Origin of the sequence: Flavobacterium xanthum, assembly GCF_900142695.1 — a bacterium.
In the GTDB taxonomy this organism is placed as follows: domain Bacteria; phylum Bacteroidota; class Bacteroidia; order Flavobacteriales; family Flavobacteriaceae; genus Flavobacterium; species Flavobacterium xanthum.
This window is the reverse complement of sequence record NZ_FRBU01000018.1, coordinates 1-17,827: the sequence shown is the minus strand read 5'-3', so window position 1 is coordinate 17,827 and position 17,827 is coordinate 1. Positions and strand designations below refer to the sequence as shown.

Here is a 17,827-nt window from a genome sequence, read left to right as displayed (position 1 = left end):
CCTTTTGTGTAGCGATAGCGCAACAAAAGATACAGCGGATAGCCTGACCCGACGAAGTAAGGGACTCGCACAAACAAAAAGAATATGACAGAAAGAAAAAAAGTTGCTTTTTATACGCTTGGTTGCAAACTAAATTTTTCCGAAACATCGACGATTGCTCGTTCTATTGAAGACGAAGGCTTTGATCGTGTGGATTTTGAAGAAGTGGCTGATATGTACGTGATAAACACGTGTTCTGTGACTGAAAATGCGGATAAGCAATTCAAGCAGATTGTAAAAAAAGCAATGAAATTGAATGATAAAGCATTTGTTGCGGCGGTGGGCTGTTATGCGCAATTGAAACCAGAGGAGTTGGCGGCAGTTGATGGGGTTGATTTAGTTCTTGGAGCCACCGAAAAATTTAAACTGGCAGATTATATTAATGATTTGTCCAAAAATGATTTTGGTGAAGTGCATTCTTGTGAGATTGGTGAAGCTGATTTTTATGTGGGAAGTTACTCGATAGGGGATAGAACGCGCGCTTTTTTGAAAGTCCAAGATGGTTGTGATTATAAATGTACGTATTGTACGATTCCACTAGCACGAGGAATTTCCAGAAGTGATGCTTTAGAAAACGTATTGCAAAATGCGGCAGCTATTTCAGCGCAAGACATTAAGGAAATTGTTTTGACCGGTGTAAACATTGGCGATTACGGAAAAGGAGAATTTGGAAATAAAAAACATGAACATACTTTTCTGGAATTAGTTCAAGCCTTGGATGCGGTTGAAGGAATCGAAAGATTGCGAATATCATCTATTGAGCCTAATTTATTGAAAAACGAAACGATTGAATTTGTGTCAAAAAGCAGGACTTTTGTTCCTCATTTTCACATTCCGTTGCAATCCGGTAGCAATGACATTTTGAAATTAATGAAACGACGTTACCAACGTGAAATATATACAGAACGAGTAAATAAAATTAGAGAAGTCATGCCTCATGCTTGTATTGGCGTGGACGTAATTGTTGGTTTTCCCGGAGAAACGGACGAGCATTTCTTGGAGACGTATAATTTTTTAAATGAAATGGATATTTCTTATTTGCACGTTTTCAAATATTCGGAACGTGATAATACAGAAGCGGCCGAAATGAATGGCGTAGTTCCTGAAAATGTACGAGTGAAAAGAAGTAAAATGATGCGTGGATTGTCGGTAAAAAAACGCCGTGCTTTTTATGAAAGTCAGTTAGGTAGCAATAGAACTGTTTTATTCGAAAGTGAAAATAAAGAAGGATATATTCACGGGTTTACAGAGAATTACGTAAAAGTAAAAACACCTTGGAATCCCGAATTAGTAAATACGTTGCATGAAATCAATTTGACTAAAATCGATGAAGATGGAAGTGTTCGGATGGATTTTGTTTCGGTTTTGGTGTAAAGCTTAAATCATTTTTTAAACATATAAGTCATTTAAGTTTTTGGGACTAACATGAAGTGCAGGAGCTTTTAAAAATAGTAAGGTGTACTAAAACAAGTCATTTAAATTTTTAAACCATTAAGACATTAAGAAATTAAGCGAAAAACTTAATGAAACTTAATTTCTTAATGGTTTTGTGTTTTATGCATCCGCTCCTGTATGTAAAAATAAAAACGAATTATGGATTGGTAGACCAAATACTGCTGTTTTTGATAAAAACGCGACGGTTTAATTTAAGCTGAGCGATGATTAATTCGGCCATATCTTCGGCTTGCATGACTTTATCAGGATTTCCATCGGTTAGTTTCAATTCTTTGGCCATATCAGTGGCAACAGTGCTTGGTGTTAAAGCTGTAACTCGGATATTGTATTTACGAACTTCTTGCATCAATGATTCTGTCAATCCTAAAACCGCAAATTTTGAAGCGCTATACGCACTGGTTAACGCATTTCCACTTAATCCTGCCGTCGAGGAAATATTGATGATATCTCCAGTTTGTCTTTCAATCATATTTGGTAAAACGGCACGTGTCGCATAATACGTTCCCATCAAGTTGACTTGGATAATACGTTCCCAAGCTTCAGGTTCTAGTTCGAGGAATTTACCAAAAGCAGCAATTCCCGCATTATTGATTAGAATGTCAATTGTTTTAAATTCAGATAAGGCTTTATCTACTGCGGCGTTTACTGAATCAATGTTGGCAACATCAGCAATAAGGGTTAATGATTTAACTCCTAAAGCATTCACTTCTAGCGCTACTTGATCTAAATCCGATTGTGTTCGGGCAACTAGGATTACATTAACCCCTTCTTTAGCTAAAGCGATAGCAACTGCTTTACCAATTCCTTTTCCGGCACCGGTTATCAGTGCATTTTTATTTTTTAAGTCGTTCATCTTATTTTCTTTTTGTGTGACGTGATTAGCAAAGTTAAGTGTTTAGCTTTTTTTAAGCGGTACTAAAAGGTAAAATGGCATAGTATTAACGTTTTTGTAGTTCTAAAAAAGAAGCTTAAGATCTTGTTATATGTTGTGCTTACTTGGTAGCAAATAACTTCTTCAACCATTAAATGGAGCCATTTGGTGTAAAGCGGTGTCGGCTTTAAGTTTTGCCAATATTTAAATAAGACAAGAAAATATCATAATTATGTAACAATCAACTTTGTAAAAAAGATCATTTTTGCAAATAATTATTCCAAAAAATAATAAAATCCTCTTATGAAAAAAATAGCCCTTATTTTAAATATTAGTATTGCAATCTTGTTTTTTTCTTGTAAACAACAAGATAAACAGGATACAACAACTGAAACTGTTACTGTCAAAGAGAGACACGAGCCAAAAAAAATGGCCTATCATATCGAAAGTGCTAAAGAATTTTTGTCAAAAAACAGTAATGATGCTGCGCAATTAAATATTGCATACGCCCTTAATAGAACAGATGAAGCTAATTTTAAAGAAATGGATTCTGTTGTTATTCCAGATGATAGTAGCGGAGATATAGAATTTTACTTCCCATTTCCATTAGAGGTTTCTTCCTTGAAAGAAGTTAATAAGATTGTTTTTTTTTCGTATCCTACACAAACTTTTGCGGCCTATGAAAAAGGGCAGTTAGTTTACACTGGTCCTACTAATATGGGACGTGAAAAAGATAAAACTCCTAAGGGTCTTTTTTTTACAAACTGGAAAGCAGAGCAAACCACCAGTACTTTTGATGATGAGTGGGAACTACATTGGAATTTCAACATAGAAAATAAATTGGGTGTGGGATGGCATCAATATGCTTTACCAGGATATCCCGCTTCTCATTCTTGTCTAAGACTGCAAGAAAAGGATGCGCGCAAATTGTATGATTGGGCAGAGCAATGGGAATTAGCCGATCCAGAAACTGTAAAGGTAAAAGGAACTCCGGTAATCGTTTTTGGCGCCTATGATTTTGCCGCTTCTAAACCATGGTTGCAATTAGTTACGGATCCTAAAGTATTGGATATTTCTGAAAGTGAAGTTGAAACGGTAGCAAAGCCTTTTTTAAATACTATTCTGAAAGAACAAAAAATTAGACAGGATTTTCAGCGTTCTCAAAAATAAATACGTTGCTATTTTTGTTGGAACAAGTTGTATTACTTTGGCCAGTTTTCTTTAGCTACGTTTATATTGTTTTGTTGTAATTAAATGCGAAAGAAGCGCTTTGTAGTATTCAGCTTTAGTTTTAAAATTATTTTGTACCGTTGCAAGCACCTTTACTACGAAGTAAGGTTTGGAGATTTCTAGAATTGTACTATAATTTTTAGGCGTTAAATTTGGAGCAGACCGAATTAGATCTTTAGTGTTTTTGGTCTTCGAATTGCAGTGATGAAGTGGATTATTTCGTGTTTAATAGATGCAGTATTTCCTCTGGGTTTTGAACTTCTATTATTAATTTTTTAAAATAATGGTCTTTTAATTCGACCACCACCGCATTTTTTTTGTTCATGACGTCCCAAAAATTTCTGCCTTTTTTATAAAATGTTCCGGCAGCAATTAATCCTGGGATTTCAGTTCCTGGCATTCTAAAGCCTTTCCAAAAGGTAAAATCTTCTGATTCTTGGTGGGCTCTGATGATGCTTGTTTTTGGTACAATAATTTTGCTTTCCATTGCCCAAATTTTATGAAGTCCTATAATTTCGAAAATAAAATTATCGTTTTTTACTAGTACTGATACCACATTAATTAGATTTTAAAGAAAATAAACAAAAAAACTCCTGAATTTCAGGAGTTTTGTCTTTAATCAAGTTTGTTTTTTATATAATATTTACCATCCAGATCTTCATCAAAATCGTCAATTTTAACGGGTTTTGGTTTTGGTTTGTTTGCAGTCGCTTTCTTTTTCCACATTTCGAATTTTTCAGCCGGCATCTTCTTTTTCATGATCTCAAGAATTTCTTTCTCGGCCAGACCAAATTCTTTTTTGATGATTTCAAAAGGGTTTTTTTCTTCTAAAGCCATTGTAACAAGTTTTTCTGTTTGCTCCCAGTTCAATTCTTTTCGGTTACTCTTTTTCATCACGTGAAAATTAATTCAAATAAGTGTTAATGATTAATAAATTACAATTCTAATTTAATACCAATATTAAGAAAAAAATATTTAGCTTTTATCAAAAGATTGCTTTTTTTATATTTTTTACTGATTTTTTTTTAAAGGTTGTTTTTGAAAGGGTATTTTTAATAAATTTTTTAGTTCATTGTGCTCTTCAGGATGGGGATGCGTATCGATGCCGTAAACGATTTCCTCTTTAGGGAGCATCATAAAAGTACCAAAAAGTCTATCCCAAATGGAGAAGATATTTCCATAATTACTATCCGTGTAAGGAAGAACATGATGGTGGTGTACTTTGTGCATGTCTGGAGAAACAATAAAATAACTCAAGATTGTATCTACTTTTTTTGGTAGCGAGATGTTAGCATGGTTGAACTGCGTTGCTACAACAGATAGGGTTTGGTACAGGAAAACCAGCCACATGGGGGTTCCAATGATTAAAACACCTAGCGCAGTAAAGGTAAACCGTATCATACTTTCACCAGGATGATGCCTGTTTGCTGTGGTGGTGTCTATCCATGTATCCGTATGATGAATTAAATGGAATCGCCATAGGATTTTAGTTTTATGTTCTACTAAATGCACCAAGTAGGCTCCAATTAGATCCAGCAGCAGCAGACCCGCAAGCGCATAAAGCCATACCGACATTTTAGGTAGCCATTGCAAAATGCCAAAATGGTTTGCAATAGTCCAATCAGCTGTTTTCAACAAGATGAAAGCCAAGCAAAAATTGACTACAATAGTGGTAAATGTCATAAAAATATTGATACCCGCATGATGCCATTTTTTGTAGTTGAAGTTAAAAAGGGGATATGCATTTTCTATCAGCCAGAAAAAAGTGATGCCACCCACAAGAATTAAACTTCTATGTGATGAAGGAATAGTAGAAAAATAGGCAATTATATCATTCATGATTAGAATATTTATTTCAAATCTACTACATTTTGAAGACAATATCTACTTGATTACCCGAAAAGTACCATTTATTCTGGAGCCAATAGTCTTTGCTGTTTTCGGAATTTGATGCTTCCAGAAATGCTGGGTGGTACCTTTCATCAATAATAAGCTTCCGTGTTCGAGAATAATAGTTTTTTTTAGCTCTTTGTCAAAATTATGCTTCAGTTGAAACGCTCGTTCTGCACCAAAGCTCACCGATGCAATTACCGGATTTACGCCTAATTCTTTTTCGTTATCGGCGTGCCAGCCGTTGCTGTCTTCTCCATCGCGATATTGATTGAGTAATACCGTTGTAAAAGTAGTAGCCGCGACGGTTTCGATTTTTGCCTTTATCTCTTGCAATAGTAAATTCCATGGGTGCGGTTGCATGGTTATATTAGAATAAGAATACGGCTTTCCTTCATTGCCAAATAAAGCGGTCAAACGAGGTTGCGGATGAATTTTACCATAGACCCTAATATCGTCTTGCTGCCACGGTATTTCTGTCTCTAATTTGGCAAAAATAAGATCAGCTTGTTCTTTGTCAAAAAAGTGAGGATAATAAATAATCTCAGCATCTGGCAAGTCAAGATATACTGGTTCTGATGAAGATTCAAATAGTGATTTCACGGGATTAGGTATATTGGTAGGCCCAAAAAATTAATAGTAATTGTAAAGGCATTCGCAAAAGCAAAACCCATTTAGGCAAGCCCATTCTCGCTTTTTCATCAAAATACATGTAGAGATGCGTTGGGAAAATAGCAACCAATAAGGCAATTATTCCCCAAGCGCCATAATTTGAAACCGCTGGGATACACAATGCAATTGCTAGAATTATTTCGGCTAAACCGCTAATTTGGTTTAATAATTTTGGATTCGGAAAATACGGAGGAATGATTTTCAGGTACAGTCTCGGGTTTCTGAAATGGTTTAATCCAGCAATAAAGTAAATAAAAGCCATCACGTACAAATGCCAAGGTAAATTCATAATAAAGTTATTTAGTACGAATTTATAAAAATTTAAATGAAATAAAAGCAAATACAGTCAAATTGAAGTTACTTGAATTTTTTAAAATTAACATTCATAATCACAATCGCTAAAATAATCAAAATGATGCCAATCCATTGGATCAGAGTTACTTTTTCGCTCAATAGAAAATACGCCATTAGTACTGATACAGGCAGTTCTAGGGCCGAAACGATGCTTCCTAAACCAATTCCTGTTAGCGGGAAACCGGCATTTAACAACAAAGGCGGAATTATAGTTCCAAACAGCGCTAGTATAAGTCCCCATTTTAGGAAAATCTCAAAATTGAATGCCCCTGTTTGTGTGGCTATGGCAAATCCAGCTACAATTACTGCGCCTCCAAGCAGCATATAAAGGCTGCGTTGTGCTGAGGAAACATGAGTAGCAACCCGATTAGCCGTAAACATTGTTGTCGTAAAGGAGGTCGCTGCTAAAAATCCTAAAACGATGCCACGCCAGTCTAAATCTACTTTGCTTTGTATGAGATTTGTGGCAAGCGCTGTGCCAAAAAGTACGATAATGACAGCTATTATTTTTTGGTTTGACGGTCTTTTCTTTTCTAGAATCATTTCGAATAAAACACCCATCCAAACGGTTTGCATCAATAAAACAATGGCAATCGAAACAGGAATGTATTTTACAGCCAAATAATAAAAAATACTAGTCAGCCCTAAGGAAGTTCCTGCCAGCATTAATTGAGAAATATTTTTCTTGGATGCCTTAACTACATCACTTCCTTTTTTAACTTTTTGAAAAAGATTAATCAACAGCATTCCCGTAATTCCATAAACAAATTGAGCGATGGTAACTTCGGGCGTGGTAAAACCTTCACCGTAGGCTATTTTTACAAAAGTGGCCAGCATTCCGTAGCTCGTAGCACCTAGACCAACTAGTAAAACTCCTTTTAATACACTATTTTTTATCATTTTTTTCAATTTTAAAAAGCGGGCAAAGATAGATGAATTTATTTACGACAGATTTTTTTAGGGACTAAAATTATTCGAAAAACTGTAACAAATAATATCTTACAAAGTCTTATAGCAAAAATCAAATAAAATAATATGCGAAAATTAGGTCTAATCGCCATGATGACTTTTGCGGGAGTGTTTGCTACTTCTGCCCAAACTACTCCTGAAAAAGCTCCTGAAAAAACAACGGAATTAAATGAGGTCACTATTATAAAAACAAAAAAAGCGATCGAGCAAAAAGCTGATCGAACTATTTTTAATTTCTCAGATCAACCCAGTTTAAACACGGGATCGGTGCTGGAAGGGATAAAAAAACTTCCGGGTTTAATAGCCTCCGATATTGCAGGAATGATGTATCAAGGAAAACAATTGGACGTGTTTATGGACGGTAGACCACTAAATATTTCGACGAATGAGTTGAACGCATTTTTAGAGGGAATGCCTGCAAATGCTATTGAAAAAATCGAAATTATTACTCAACCTGGAGCCGAATTTCCTGCTACTTCTGGTGGTGCGATTTTGAATATTATTACCAATAAAAACGCAAAAAATTACCTGAGCGCCACTTATACCAACAGCACGAGTTTTACGAGTTATGATGATGTACGATGGAGAATGAACAACAGTCTTTTGTTGAGTGCTAAGAATAAATATTTTGGATGGCAGTTGAATTTGGGTCAAAATTATAGAGAAAGTGCGGTGTGGGCTTCTTTAGAAAAACAGGAAAATGGCATAAATTCTTTGTTGTCTAAAACAGATGCGGATCGTGTAGGGCGAAATAATTTTATCAAATCAGCTTTGACATTTGATATTGGCAAAGATCGTTTGCTCTTGAATTATGATATCACTCACAATAATAATAACAGTTATACACTTGGAAACGGACCCGGTTTTAGTACTAATGATGCCTCTATGAGTTCAGGCTTGCGCCAAGATGCGGTTGTTACCTACCAGAAAAAATTCGAAAATACCGCCAAAAAGCTAGAGTTTAAATTCAATTACAACAACAATACAAATGACTTTGAATTAAGTCCAGTAGGGAATTCACTTGTCACTTTAGCCAATTCCTCGCATCAAAATTTATACAATGCTAAGGTTGATTTCTCGCAGCCAATCAAGTTCTCTGATGAAGGAAAATTGAGTTTGGGGGCTTTGTACGAAGAGTTGCTTTTTGATGCAGCTAGCAGAGGCGTTACCAATTTAGAATACAAAAGAAGGACCGCCGCCTCGTATGTAGAAGTGCAGACTAAGTTTGACAAAATGAATTTTATTGTGGGCGGTCGCGCCGAAGAGTACAATATTACAGGCAAAACAGATGTGGCTGTTTTAAGTGCTTTCAAGCAATTTCGATTTTTTCCAAATGCTAGTGCGCAGTATAATTTTAGTAATTCGGTTAATTTCAACATGAATTACAACAAAAAAATTACGCTTCCAAGTACCTCAGCATTGAACCCAAACAACACCAATTATCAAAATCCAAACGTAGATTATTCTGGTAATCCCAACTTACAACCCACCATTTTCGATAATTATGAGGTAAAATTGAGTGCTTTTGATTATGCTTTTATCAGTTATAACATCAGTTCTGCTAAGAATCAAGTGATAAATAGAGTCACGCTTGATAGTGATTTGGTAGTAAATACTAATGAAAATATTCCCGAGGTTAAGATTCATAATTTTAGCGTTGGAATGCCTATTCCGTATATGTTGTTTACCAAAGGGCTGGCCGAAACTTTGAAAATGAATGTGAATCCAGATACAATGAATTTTTTATATGTGTATGCAGGCTATCAATACCACCAAATTCCAAATGTTGATACTAACGGCTTTTGGATGCTAAACTTCATGTCGCAGCTAGTATTACCAGAAAAAATAAAATTTGTTGCCAATTATAATTATATTATTCCCAAAGGAAATTACTTTTATTTCATTGCCGTTGAACCTATCAGAAACTCTTTGGACTTGACATTTTCTAAAAAGTTTTTGAAAGACCAATTGACACTTTCTATTTATGCGGATGATGTTTTGAATACCAATAGAAATGCATTCAATTCATTTGAAACACCTTTGCTAATCAGTAGTAAACAAGATACGAGGAAATTTGGCTTTAGCCTGAATTATAAGATTCCAACGAAAAACAAGTTGGCTAAAGAGAATCCGAATTTATTGAATAAAGAAAAGAAGGAAGACGATGGGATTTTGAATCAATAGGTTTTTTTCTTTAACTATAAAAAGAGCTGTAAAAATCATTGAACATGCCCCAAAAGGTTAGACACTCATTGGGGCATTTTTTATGTAAAGAAAAGTTAAGTATTATAAAACATTATTTCTTTATCAAATCACTCAAATGCAAACGCAAGGCATTGACCGAAATACTAATTTCCCAAAATGATAAGCCCAACGAAATTAATAGTCCTAATAAACTCAGTCCAAAAAGATAAATTCCAGCTATTTGTTGCTCTAAAAACAGCAGGAGCATGGCAAAAACGGAAAGAAATAAACTTAAAACACCCGCCAATTGCATGTTGCGAATTAGCGTCAATCGTAAGTTCAGATTTTTTATTTCTAATAAGATTACAGCATTTTGCTTTTCAGTATAGGTTTTTTTTAGCCCTCGTACTATGGTAGCAATGGTCAAAAACCGATTGGTGTAGGCTAACAAAATTAGCGAAGTAGCGCCAAAAAGTAATGCGGGGGTTTCTATTTGTAAAGTCATTTATAGTTAAGTTTAAATTAGGGAATGGATACTAACTCCGATGGTAGTTGCATCATTTTTGAAGGAAATAAATTGGTTTATTTCAATGCAAACAAAAGTAAATAACAATATAGCAATTAGGAGGTGTTTTTGGATACAATTTTAAAAGAGCAGCTGGAGATCCATAAGGATTGTCATTTTTATTATATGATTGGTTGTGCTGGTTGTAATAAAAAGACAGCGATCTGTGCTTACTTTCGCATTTATAAACTGATTTTTAGTAGTTTTACCATGATAAAGAAACAACGATGCTACAAAAACTTAAATACAAGATAAAAAAAATATTTATCCATCAATTAAAAGATTTAGGGACGTTTTTAGGTGCTGTTTATGCGTTGGTTATTGGTTCTGCCTTGATGATTTTAGAGTACAATATAGATTTTGGAATCTATTTTAAAATTAATATATTCGACACCTACTCTCGGTTGATCACTGTCTCTAACGTTTTGATTTCGATTCTAATTGGAATTTCGCTCACTACTTTTTCAGTGATTTTTGTCGTCATGCAATTAGCATCTTCACAATTTTCACCTCGAATTTTGAGGCATTTTTTAATTACGGATTTTAAAATGCAAAAATTCATTGGGTTGTTTGTGGGAACCATATCATTGTGCGTTTTGCCGCAATTGGCCTCCGTGTTTTTTTATCAAAGACCTTTTTTGTTAACTCTTTTTGTGGGTTCTCTTTTTGCTTTTTATGGTTTGGCTTGGTCTTATCCTAAGATGATTACCTATTTAAGTGTCAATATGAATGTTTCTAGCATCACCAATCGAATTAAAATAGACATGATTGAGGAGGTTACTAATTTGTATCCCGAAAACTGGACTGTTGGAAAAAATTTACTGTATAAGCGTGCGATCATACATCCTGATAAATTTAAAATTCAAATCCTCAGCCCATTTGAAACGGGCTATTTGGACAGCGTGAATTATAAAAAATTGGAAAAATTATCGGAATTTATCTTGAAGTCTGATGTTGGGTCACTTTTTGAGAATGCCTATCAGAAACCCGTTGTAGGAGAGTTTATCATGAAAGACACTACTACACTTTTGGCCTTAGTTTTTAGTGAGGAAATCAAACCTAGTCAAATCAATATTTTGAAACAGGAAGTGAGCATTATAGTAAAAGATACTTTTAAGGTGGCCCAATTTAGGAGTCATACGCAGGATATTAATTTTGGCGTTAGAAAACTAGTTGACATTGCAATAAAAGCCATTTCGCCCGCAGTGAATGACCCTACTACTTGCTTGAATTGTATTGATCAAATTGGCGAAATTGCTAAAGAATTAGCCGTAAAAGAATTTCCTTCAGCAGATTCGAGAACGTTAGGATCAAAAAAAATTCAAATCAACGAATTTAATTTTGAGGAGTTTATCGACTTTTGTTATGATCAAATTTTTCAGTGGGGAAAACAAGATCCAACTGTGGTAAAGCGAATCATTCGATCCATAAGAATCATACTGCCATTGGTAAACAATCCGTTTAATTTGAAGATTTTAATCCAGCAAGTAGAGGAAATGGATTTGCTTGAAATTTATAATTTGTCCAATTATAAAAATGGAAATCTTAAAATATCAAAAGAGAAACTAATTTCAATTGAGCTGGAATTAGCTAATTTTAGACAAAAAGCGCTGCGGCAAATCAAAGTATTGGAGCTAAAAGGAATATTAGACCATTATGAGACGAATCACTACTCAAGTAATTTGGTAATTATAAGCGCAGAAAAGGAAGCAATAAAATACCTTAGAAATTTTAAGCCAGTCAGTTAACACTTGCTTGGTTGAAAATATGGACTTATCCTTTATAATGATTTGTAAATTAGAAATATTACGCTTTATGCAAGTCGCTACACTCAACAATAATGTGCAATTCCGAACTGTATTTTAAACAGCATTAAAACAGGAAGCTGCTGTGTTTAATGAAACTATCGTGTGATTTGTGGGGTACTTGTTTCTAACTCCACTATTATTTCATTTTTTCGATTAAAAACTTCATAAGGCGCATTGTATCCTAAAAAATAAAAGCGGTTGGTGTGCTTTATATTTTCGGTTTTCAAGTCAGCAATTAATTCTTGCTTGAACTTGGCAATTTTTTCATCGTCAGCCCAACCGCTGAAGGATATAGCGGCAACGGTTTTTGCAGGTTCCTCCCGGAATTTAATCTCACTTTGATTGGGTTGAGGAAGCGTTTCTTTTTTAAATTTCTTAGGAACCATGAACATCATTGTCATGGAATCATCAAGAGACATGCTAACTGGCGAGGTCATCGCTATTTTTTCGTTCTTTTGGTTGCCACCAAAAATATAACCTGCCAAAATTGAAAAACCTTTACTGGATGATTCCTTGTATTTGTTTCCCGTGAGTTGTACCGATGTAAACAAAGTTGCTTCGTAGGTACGTATTTCAAAAGTATTGAATTTTTTAGTGACCGTGTATGGATACGTTTCTATATTTTTTTGACTGTTCATGGCAAAAAGCTGTATGCCAATAAAGAGTAGTAAGAGGATTCCGAGAATGATGTAAAGTGTTTTCATTTTTTTGAATATAAGCTCTAAGGTACGCTATAAAAAGGGGTATCTGTAAAAAAAAAGGAGCTATAAATAATTAAAGGGACTGCCCTCCATAAATGACTATTGTTAAGTAGGTGATTGTATTAGCGCATTCCTTTGTGCAGGTTTTATGAAGTAGTCCAAACCAACTGCAACTGGTCAATGAGTAATAATACCTTTTTATTTTAGGCCAAATGGTTTGTTTGGCAATTCCTTTTGCCATTCATTTCCATATATTCTCGTTAAATAATCTGAAATTATTTGATTGTTTTCAGTTGCTTTTTTAAACGATATGGGATCCATGGTGCAATTCTCCTTGCGAAGACCAATGCCGTACTTTCCTTTGAAATCGATGAATTCTTTAGGTATTTTGTTGTCTAGTCCGTGTGTGATGAAGTTTACTTTTCCCATAGCAATGCGCTGTGCTATTTGTTGATCTGTCAAATCTGATTCTAAATTCATGGAAAAAGAAAACGTGTTGGTGTTAAAAGTCGATTCGGTTTTTGATACCAATCGAATGGTTATGGTATTATTTTTATGGGTAATAACCGAAGGATAATACGTGTAGGCTGTAAAATCATTTGTTGCGAAACGGAACTGATATTTGCCTTTACCAGGCAAAGTTATTTTGAAACTTTTAGTGTCATTTATTATAATTCGCTCCTTAGTTTCAGTTATGAAAAATTCGCCCGCGTGCAGTTCTTGGCCTGTTAAATTTTCAAAAACTATTTCGGCTATTATTTCTTTTTCATTCGCTTTAGAAATTGTGAATGTCAAAGCTAAAATCAGAGTAATTACTATTTTTTTCATTGTTTGTGGTTTTGTTTAGCTAATATACTCTATTTCTATTTATTCTCGAATAGGTAGGTGAATTATCATTTTATCATTCATGTTTTCAAATAATGTGTTAAAGAGTGAGGTGTATCGGAGCGATCGGGTCCGCCTGCTTGGTATCTTGGCGGTAGCCACAGTTCTAGTTCCTATGAAAGCTAATTTTGTGGGTAAGGGATTTTATGGATAAATGTGAATGACATCACTATAAAAATTGCTCTTACAATACGGCAAAAAAAAAGAGGACTCCAAATCCTCTTGAAATCCTCCAAATAATTTTACGATAACCCCATAGTGTTGACGGCATGTAATCGGTTCCGTTCAACCGCGGGTTCATTGTTCGTTCGCCGCGGCGAACGCAACGAAACCCTAGCTGTTATGGGCTGTATTTTTCGTTAGTTAGTTTTCATCTTTGATTATTGTAGTGTCTGAAAGTCTGTCGTGAAAACCGTTTGGTGTAAACAAAAACGAAATCCTGTCAAATGGAATTAGTCGGCAAAATGTTCTTCGTAAAATATCTCCACCTTTTGGTTTAGCACCATTTTTATTCACAACTTTTGTTTTGGTTATAAACTTTCCAATAGTTTTTTGATATTTCGTTTCCATAAACGCATAGTACCCAATATAACTTGCAAAAAAGATAAGATATCCGAATAACATTTGGACAGGATCTTTCGGATTTAATTGAGAGGTTAAAATAGCTACAATTATAAACCACACAATTATGTCTATTATGAAATTTAAAAATCTTGCCCAAGAACTTACTTTTTTGGCTTCAAATTGTTCTTGTTCTTCACTCTTAACAATTAAGTCAACTTTAACTTGCTCAATTATTTTTATGTCTATATTACGTTTTTTGATTTCTTCTTCAGCAACTTCAATAGCTGAAGGCTGGTATTTGTTCCTGTCAACAGTGACAATTTTGATAAGTTCATTGTCAGTTCGTTTTAACATTACGTCTTTAAAATCTGTAGTCATTTTTTTGTTTCTTGTTTGTTGACTTTTAGGTTTCGGCTAACATAGCCCATAACGGTTTGCAGCTTGGCGAAGTGGCCGATTTAGAAGCACTTAACTTCAATTTTGCACTAAATTTCATTTGAAAAACTGAACTTGATTTTAGCACTAAACCCGCCATTTTGCCAAACTGCTATTATACCACGTTATATAAGAAAGAGTGAAATCCATAATATATGAAATCCACTCTTTACTATTTATTCAAACTTTTATTTAATCATTTAATGTACATTTTGTACAAGAACCAGCATCACAATATTTTGCACCCATAAATGATTTTTTTACACATCCAGAACCACTACTACAACTGCATGTAACAGCTGCATCATCAATGTCAGAAATACCTAATTCTCTTGAAAAAGAATTTGATTGTACTGGAACCATTATTTCATTACCAAATAAATTAACTTTTGAAAATGAATATCCAGATGGAGCATTTTTGTTTTCAGTTATGAAACTAGGAATTTTTTTATCATAAATAACAGAATAAAATTCTAAAAGTGCTTGTTTGACTTCTGGTTTGTTTAAAAAATGTTCAGAAATACTTTTAGAAATAATTTTACTTTTCGATGAAGTTAAAAGACTTTTAGTTTCAGAAACAAAACTTACTCCCATATTATAATCGATAATACCAAGAATTTTAATATTCTTTTTAGTTCCAACTCTTGCAGTTGACATTGAACATGTAGTGCAACCACTATTCATTACGCAATAGTATTCACCTTGCGCTTTAACTGGTGAACATCCTGAACCTTTTGTACACGAACAAGTTACGCTTGCATCTGAAATCTCCAAAATTCTTCTATGATTTACATTGCCATTTGAATCTAATTCAGATGCTAAAAAGAAAACATCTTTTGGTAAATGTATTTCAAAATTATCTTCTGATTTTTTAAATAGTTTACTACCTTCTAGATATGGAATACCTTCAGTTCCTGAGTTAACAATATCTGCAATTCTTTTTGCATCTTTATTTGCATCAAGAGTTTCAACTGTTATTTCTCTATCATCGTTAGTGCAAGATGTTAAAAATGTAGTTATAGAAATAACAAATACGAGTGTTTTAATTATTTTTCTCATTGTTTTAATGATATTTAAGTTTGAAATTCAAATTTACAAAATTATTTAATATGATGTGCAAGTAATTAAAATTGAATAACTTGCGAAAATTCGGAAAGATTTTTTGTCTCTTTTTAACCATAACGTTATTCAATAATGTGGTATAACGGTGGTGCTTTGCGAGGTTGTGAACTTCGTGACTACAAAATTTCAACTTAAAAATAAATTACAATGCGAAACGAAAATATGATTAAACCAATAAACTCACAATCTTGCCAAACAGGCGTGTGTGCCCTGCATGAGCAGGAAGCAGATTGTAAATCGTTTGTTCTCAATTCGAAATTACACATTTTGGATTAGAAAACAAATCCTACAGTCTGATATTTTTCCAGAGGGTGTAAGTCCCTTATGAGCGGATTGAAAACCCGAATCATTAGCACGTCGCAAGCTGGTTTACCGTGAGGTATGCAGTGAAGGCAGCGAAACGGCAAAAGTCTGTACCGACGAACAGAAATTGCATAAGAGGCATTTAGTAGGGGATAAGCGTCCACAGCAACGTAAAGTCCGAAGTTTACAAAAACCTATTAGATGTAGATGCAGCGGGAATAGACGGAAGGAAAGAGCTCTTACCGGGGGAGGTCTTGACAACTACGAGTTGGTTAGGTCAAGAAGTCAGCAGAAGTCATAGTACTTGGGGCAACGAGTTGCAAATAGAAACTGCATAGGTCTCACAATCAAGGAAGGACAGAACGCATTGAGGTTCTTAATTTTCAACGGAATCCGCCGCGGCGGATAGCCCTGAGAAACAAGAACAGGTTAACCGATTAAAACAACAAAATGATTGCACGAGTAGTACATCCCTACAATCTTCAAAAAGCCTTGGAACACGTTATTGCCAATCGAGGCAGTGCGGGCGTTGATGGCGTAAAAGTCAGTCAACTCAAAGAGCGTTTTCCTAATCGAAAACCCCAATTGCTTGACGATATTGCAAAGGAAAACTACTTGTCTCAACCCATTTTGGGAGTAGAGATTCCTAAAGGGAACGGCAAAGTCCGTCTTTTGGGAGTTCCTACCACTACCGACCGAGTGTTGCAGCAAGCCGTATCGCAGGTTATAGCACCACTATTTGAAACCGAGTTTAGCAGCGTATCCACCCGAGCAACTACATATTGTTTAGTTCATTAAGATTAATGATAGGAGCGTAATTTTACAATGGTTTAGATTCCGCTAGCTGCTTGTAATTGTGAGGATACAGGTCTGTAATATTCTTGTGGTTTATAGATTGGATATTCTCAAGGGTATATTTGAGCCACTCAAAAGGATTTACGTTATGCTTTTTGCAGTTAGAAAAAAAGGTATAGGCCATAGCCGCTCTTTGAGCCGCATCGTGCGATCCGGCAAAAAGATAATTCTTTCTACCTAGGGCCACTGGTCTGATTGCATTTTCCACCAGATTATTATCTATTTGCAAGTTACCATCTAATAGGTATGCCGATAAATTATCCCATCTTGTTTGAGAGTATGCAAGGGCTTTGCCAATCTGACTTTTTGGTAGGGTTAGTTTGATTTGCAAAAACATCCATTTACCTAGTTCGTTTATAATAGGTAAGCTTTGTTGAAGCCTCAGCTCTTTGATTTGCTCAGGTCTAAGGCTTTGTTCTTTTGCTTTGCGCTCCACCGCATATAGCTTTTGTATTTCAACTAAAACATGTTGTGCTTTTTGCTTGTCATTATCTAACGCTCTTTCAAATTCTCGCCGAGCATGTGCCCAACAGCCAAGAGGAGTGATATCTGATTTTTTTCCATAAGCTTTGTATCCTGCATATCCGTCTGTTTGCAAGTAACCTTTAAAGTTTTGCAAAATAGGTAGTGCAGCGCTACTTGCACGAGTAGGGCTGTAATTGAACATCACAAGCTTGGATATTGGGGCATGATACACCCAATAATAACCCAGATGTGTTTTGTCTTTTTTCTTGTCGTCTAAAACCTTGATGGTGGTTTCATCCACTTGAAGATACCCTTCATTTTTGATATCCATTACCAGCTTCTCATACAAGGGTTTTAAAGCATCCATGCTCTGAGCAGCCCAACCCTCTATTGTAGAAGAAGCAATATCGATATCTTCTCTAGAGAACCGTTGCTTTTGACGATATAGCGGAAGGTGATC

Annotated in this window: 18 protein-coding genes; 5 read left to right on the top strand and 13 right to left on the bottom strand. The window is 35.0% G+C overall.

Annotated features, from left to right (window positions below; all coding sequences use genetic code 11):
• Positions 1-84: 84 nt before the first annotated feature.
• Complete coding sequence (gene mtaB / locus BUC11_RS09050; protein ID WP_073353477.1) at positions 85-1,413, top strand: tRNA (N(6)-L-threonylcarbamoyladenosine(37)-C(2))-methylthiotransferase MtaB; 1,329 nt, start codon at positions 85-87, stop codon at positions 1,411-1,413.
• A 217-nt stretch (positions 1,414-1,630) separates the two neighbouring features.
• On the opposite strand, the gene BUC11_RS09045 is transcribed toward mtaB, so the two are convergent.
• Positions 1,631-2,347, bottom strand: a complete 717-nt coding sequence (locus tag BUC11_RS09045; protein ID WP_073353476.1) for a 3-ketoacyl-ACP reductase — start codon at positions 2,345-2,347, stop codon at positions 1,631-1,633.
• A 321-nt stretch (positions 2,348-2,668) separates the two neighbouring features.
• Between BUC11_RS09045 and BUC11_RS09040 the strand changes: the two genes are divergently transcribed.
• Entirely contained in the window at positions 2,669-3,535 is an 867-nt protein-coding gene (locus BUC11_RS09040; protein WP_073353474.1) for a L,D-transpeptidase, read from the top strand.
• Between the two features lie 274 nt (positions 3,536-3,809).
• Here the strand turns inward: BUC11_RS09040 and BUC11_RS09035 are convergent, their stop codons facing one another.
• The 6 genes from BUC11_RS09035 to BUC11_RS09010 form a co-directional block, all read right to left on the bottom strand.
• On the bottom strand, positions 3,810-4,151 hold the full coding sequence (locus tag BUC11_RS09035) for a hypothetical protein (RefSeq protein WP_073353472.1): 342 nt from the start codon (positions 4,149-4,151) through the stop codon (positions 3,810-3,812).
• Positions 4,152-4,210: 59 nt separating this feature from the next.
• On the bottom strand, positions 4,211-4,489 hold the full coding sequence (locus BUC11_RS09030) for a DUF2805 domain-containing protein (protein WP_066081282.1): 279 nt from the start codon (positions 4,487-4,489) through the stop codon (positions 4,211-4,213).
• Between the two features lie 117 nt (positions 4,490-4,606).
• A complete protein-coding gene (locus tag BUC11_RS09025) occupies positions 4,607-5,434 on the bottom strand; it encodes a sterol desaturase family protein (protein ID WP_073353471.1) in 828 nt (275 codons plus the stop codon).
• A gap of 45 nt (positions 5,435-5,479) precedes the next feature.
• On the bottom strand, positions 5,480-6,088 hold the full coding sequence (locus BUC11_RS09020; RefSeq protein WP_073353470.1) for an alpha-ketoglutarate-dependent dioxygenase AlkB family protein: 609 nt from the start codon (positions 6,086-6,088) through the stop codon (positions 5,480-5,482).
• A gap of 4 nt (positions 6,089-6,092) precedes the next feature.
• Complete coding sequence (locus tag BUC11_RS09015; RefSeq protein ID WP_073353469.1) at positions 6,093-6,446, bottom strand: DoxX family protein; 354 nt, start codon at positions 6,444-6,446, stop codon at positions 6,093-6,095.
• A gap of 68 nt (positions 6,447-6,514) precedes the next feature.
• A complete protein-coding gene (locus tag BUC11_RS09010; protein ID WP_073353468.1) occupies positions 6,515-7,411 on the bottom strand; it encodes a DMT family transporter in 897 nt (298 codons plus the stop codon).
• A gap of 135 nt (positions 7,412-7,546) precedes the next feature.
• Between BUC11_RS09010 and BUC11_RS09005 the strand changes: the two genes are divergently transcribed.
• Positions 7,547-9,664 (top strand): TonB-dependent receptor domain-containing protein, encoded by a 2,118-nt coding sequence (locus BUC11_RS09005; RefSeq protein WP_073353466.1) that lies wholly within the window; start codon positions 7,547-7,549, stop codon positions 9,662-9,664.
• Between the two features lie 112 nt (positions 9,665-9,776).
• Here the strand turns inward: BUC11_RS09005 and BUC11_RS09000 are convergent, their stop codons facing one another.
• Positions 9,777-10,169, bottom strand: coding sequence for a DUF2721 domain-containing protein (locus tag BUC11_RS09000; RefSeq protein ID WP_073353464.1), 393 nt, complete (start codon positions 10,167-10,169; stop codon positions 9,777-9,779).
• Between the two features lie 287 nt (positions 10,170-10,456).
• On the opposite strand from BUC11_RS09000, the gene BUC11_RS08995 reads away from it, so the two are divergent.
• Complete coding sequence (locus BUC11_RS08995) at positions 10,457-11,977, top strand: DUF2254 family protein (protein WP_073353463.1); 1,521 nt, start codon at positions 10,457-10,459, stop codon at positions 11,975-11,977.
• Between the two features lie 155 nt (positions 11,978-12,132).
• On the opposite strand, the gene BUC11_RS08990 is transcribed toward BUC11_RS08995, so the two are convergent.
• The 4 genes from BUC11_RS08990 to BUC11_RS08975 all read right to left on the bottom strand — a co-directional run bounded on the left by BUC11_RS08990 (position 12,133) and on the right by BUC11_RS08975 (position 15,681).
• Positions 12,133-12,741 carry an SOUL family heme-binding protein gene (locus tag BUC11_RS08990; RefSeq protein WP_073353461.1) on the bottom strand — a complete coding sequence of 203 codons (609 nt, stop codon included), beginning with the start codon at positions 12,739-12,741 and terminating at the stop codon, positions 12,133-12,135.
• A 195-nt stretch (positions 12,742-12,936) separates the two neighbouring features.
• Positions 12,937-13,566, bottom strand: coding sequence for an FEKKY domain-containing protein (locus tag BUC11_RS08985; protein WP_073353460.1), 630 nt, complete (start codon positions 13,564-13,566; stop codon positions 12,937-12,939).
• Between the two features lie 420 nt (positions 13,567-13,986).
• A complete protein-coding gene (locus BUC11_RS08980; protein ID WP_073353458.1) occupies positions 13,987-14,565 on the bottom strand; it encodes an RDD family protein in 579 nt (192 codons plus the stop codon).
• A gap of 249 nt (positions 14,566-14,814) precedes the next feature.
• Complete coding sequence (locus tag BUC11_RS08975; protein ID WP_073353456.1) at positions 14,815-15,681, bottom strand: hypothetical protein; 867 nt, start codon at positions 15,679-15,681, stop codon at positions 14,815-14,817.
• An 816-nt stretch (positions 15,682-16,497) separates the two neighbouring features.
• On the opposite strand from BUC11_RS08975, the gene BUC11_RS08965 reads away from it, so the two are divergent.
• Positions 16,498-16,845 (top strand): reverse transcriptase family protein, encoded by a 348-nt coding sequence (locus BUC11_RS08965; protein ID WP_245793832.1) that lies wholly within the window; start codon positions 16,498-16,500, stop codon positions 16,843-16,845.
• A gap of 22 nt (positions 16,846-16,867) precedes the next feature.
• Here the strand turns inward: BUC11_RS08965 and tnpC are convergent.
• Positions 16,868-17,827: IS66 family transposase (gene tnpC, locus BUC11_RS08960; protein WP_139259445.1), on the bottom strand; the 960-nt coding region annotated here is incomplete at its 5' end.

Excerpts from the sequence above, each read along its gene's own strand:
- BUC11_RS09045 (WP_073353476.1), bottom strand. The coding sequence starts at position 2,347 with ATGAACGACTTAAAAAATAAAAATGCACTGATAACCGGTGCCGGAAAA.
- BUC11_RS09040 (WP_073353474.1), top strand. The coding sequence starts at position 2,669 with ATGAAAAAAATAGCCCTTATTTTAAATATTAGTATTGCAATCTTGTTT.
- BUC11_RS09005 (WP_073353466.1), top strand. The coding sequence starts at position 7,547 with ATGCGAAAATTAGGTCTAATCGCCATGATGACTTTTGCGGGAGTGTTT.
- BUC11_RS08995 (WP_073353463.1), top strand. The coding sequence starts at position 10,457 with ATGCTACAAAAACTTAAATACAAGATAAAAAAAATATTTATCCATCAA.
- BUC11_RS09025 (WP_073353471.1), bottom strand. The coding sequence starts at position 5,434 with ATGAATGATATAATTGCCTATTTTTCTACTATTCCTTCATCACATAGA.
- BUC11_RS09015 (WP_073353469.1), bottom strand. The coding sequence starts at position 6,446 with ATGAATTTACCTTGGCATTTGTACGTGATGGCTTTTATTTACTTTATT.
- BUC11_RS09000 (WP_073353464.1), bottom strand. The coding sequence starts at position 10,169 with ATGACTTTACAAATAGAAACCCCCGCATTACTTTTTGGCGCTACTTCG.
- BUC11_RS08985 (WP_073353460.1), bottom strand. The coding sequence starts at position 13,566 with ATGAAAAAAATAGTAATTACTCTGATTTTAGCTTTGACATTCACAATT.
- BUC11_RS08990 (WP_073353461.1), bottom strand. The coding sequence starts at position 12,741 with ATGAAAACACTTTACATCATTCTCGGAATCCTCTTACTACTCTTTATT.
- mtaB (WP_073353477.1), top strand. The coding sequence starts at position 85 with ATGACAGAAAGAAAAAAAGTTGCTTTTTATACGCTTGGTTGCAAACTA.
- BUC11_RS09010 (WP_073353468.1), bottom strand. The coding sequence starts at position 7,411 with ATGATAAAAAATAGTGTATTAAAAGGAGTTTTACTAGTTGGTCTAGGT.
- BUC11_RS09030 (WP_066081282.1), bottom strand. The coding sequence starts at position 4,489 with ATGAAAAAGAGTAACCGAAAAGAATTGAACTGGGAGCAAACAGAAAAA.
- BUC11_RS08965 (WP_245793832.1), top strand. The coding sequence starts at position 16,498 with ATGATTGCACGAGTAGTACATCCCTACAATCTTCAAAAAGCCTTGGAA.
- BUC11_RS08980 (WP_073353458.1), bottom strand. The coding sequence starts at position 14,565 with ATGACTACAGATTTTAAAGACGTAATGTTAAAACGAACTGACAATGAA.
- BUC11_RS08975 (WP_073353456.1), bottom strand. The coding sequence starts at position 15,681 with ATGAGAAAAATAATTAAAACACTCGTATTTGTTATTTCTATAACTACA.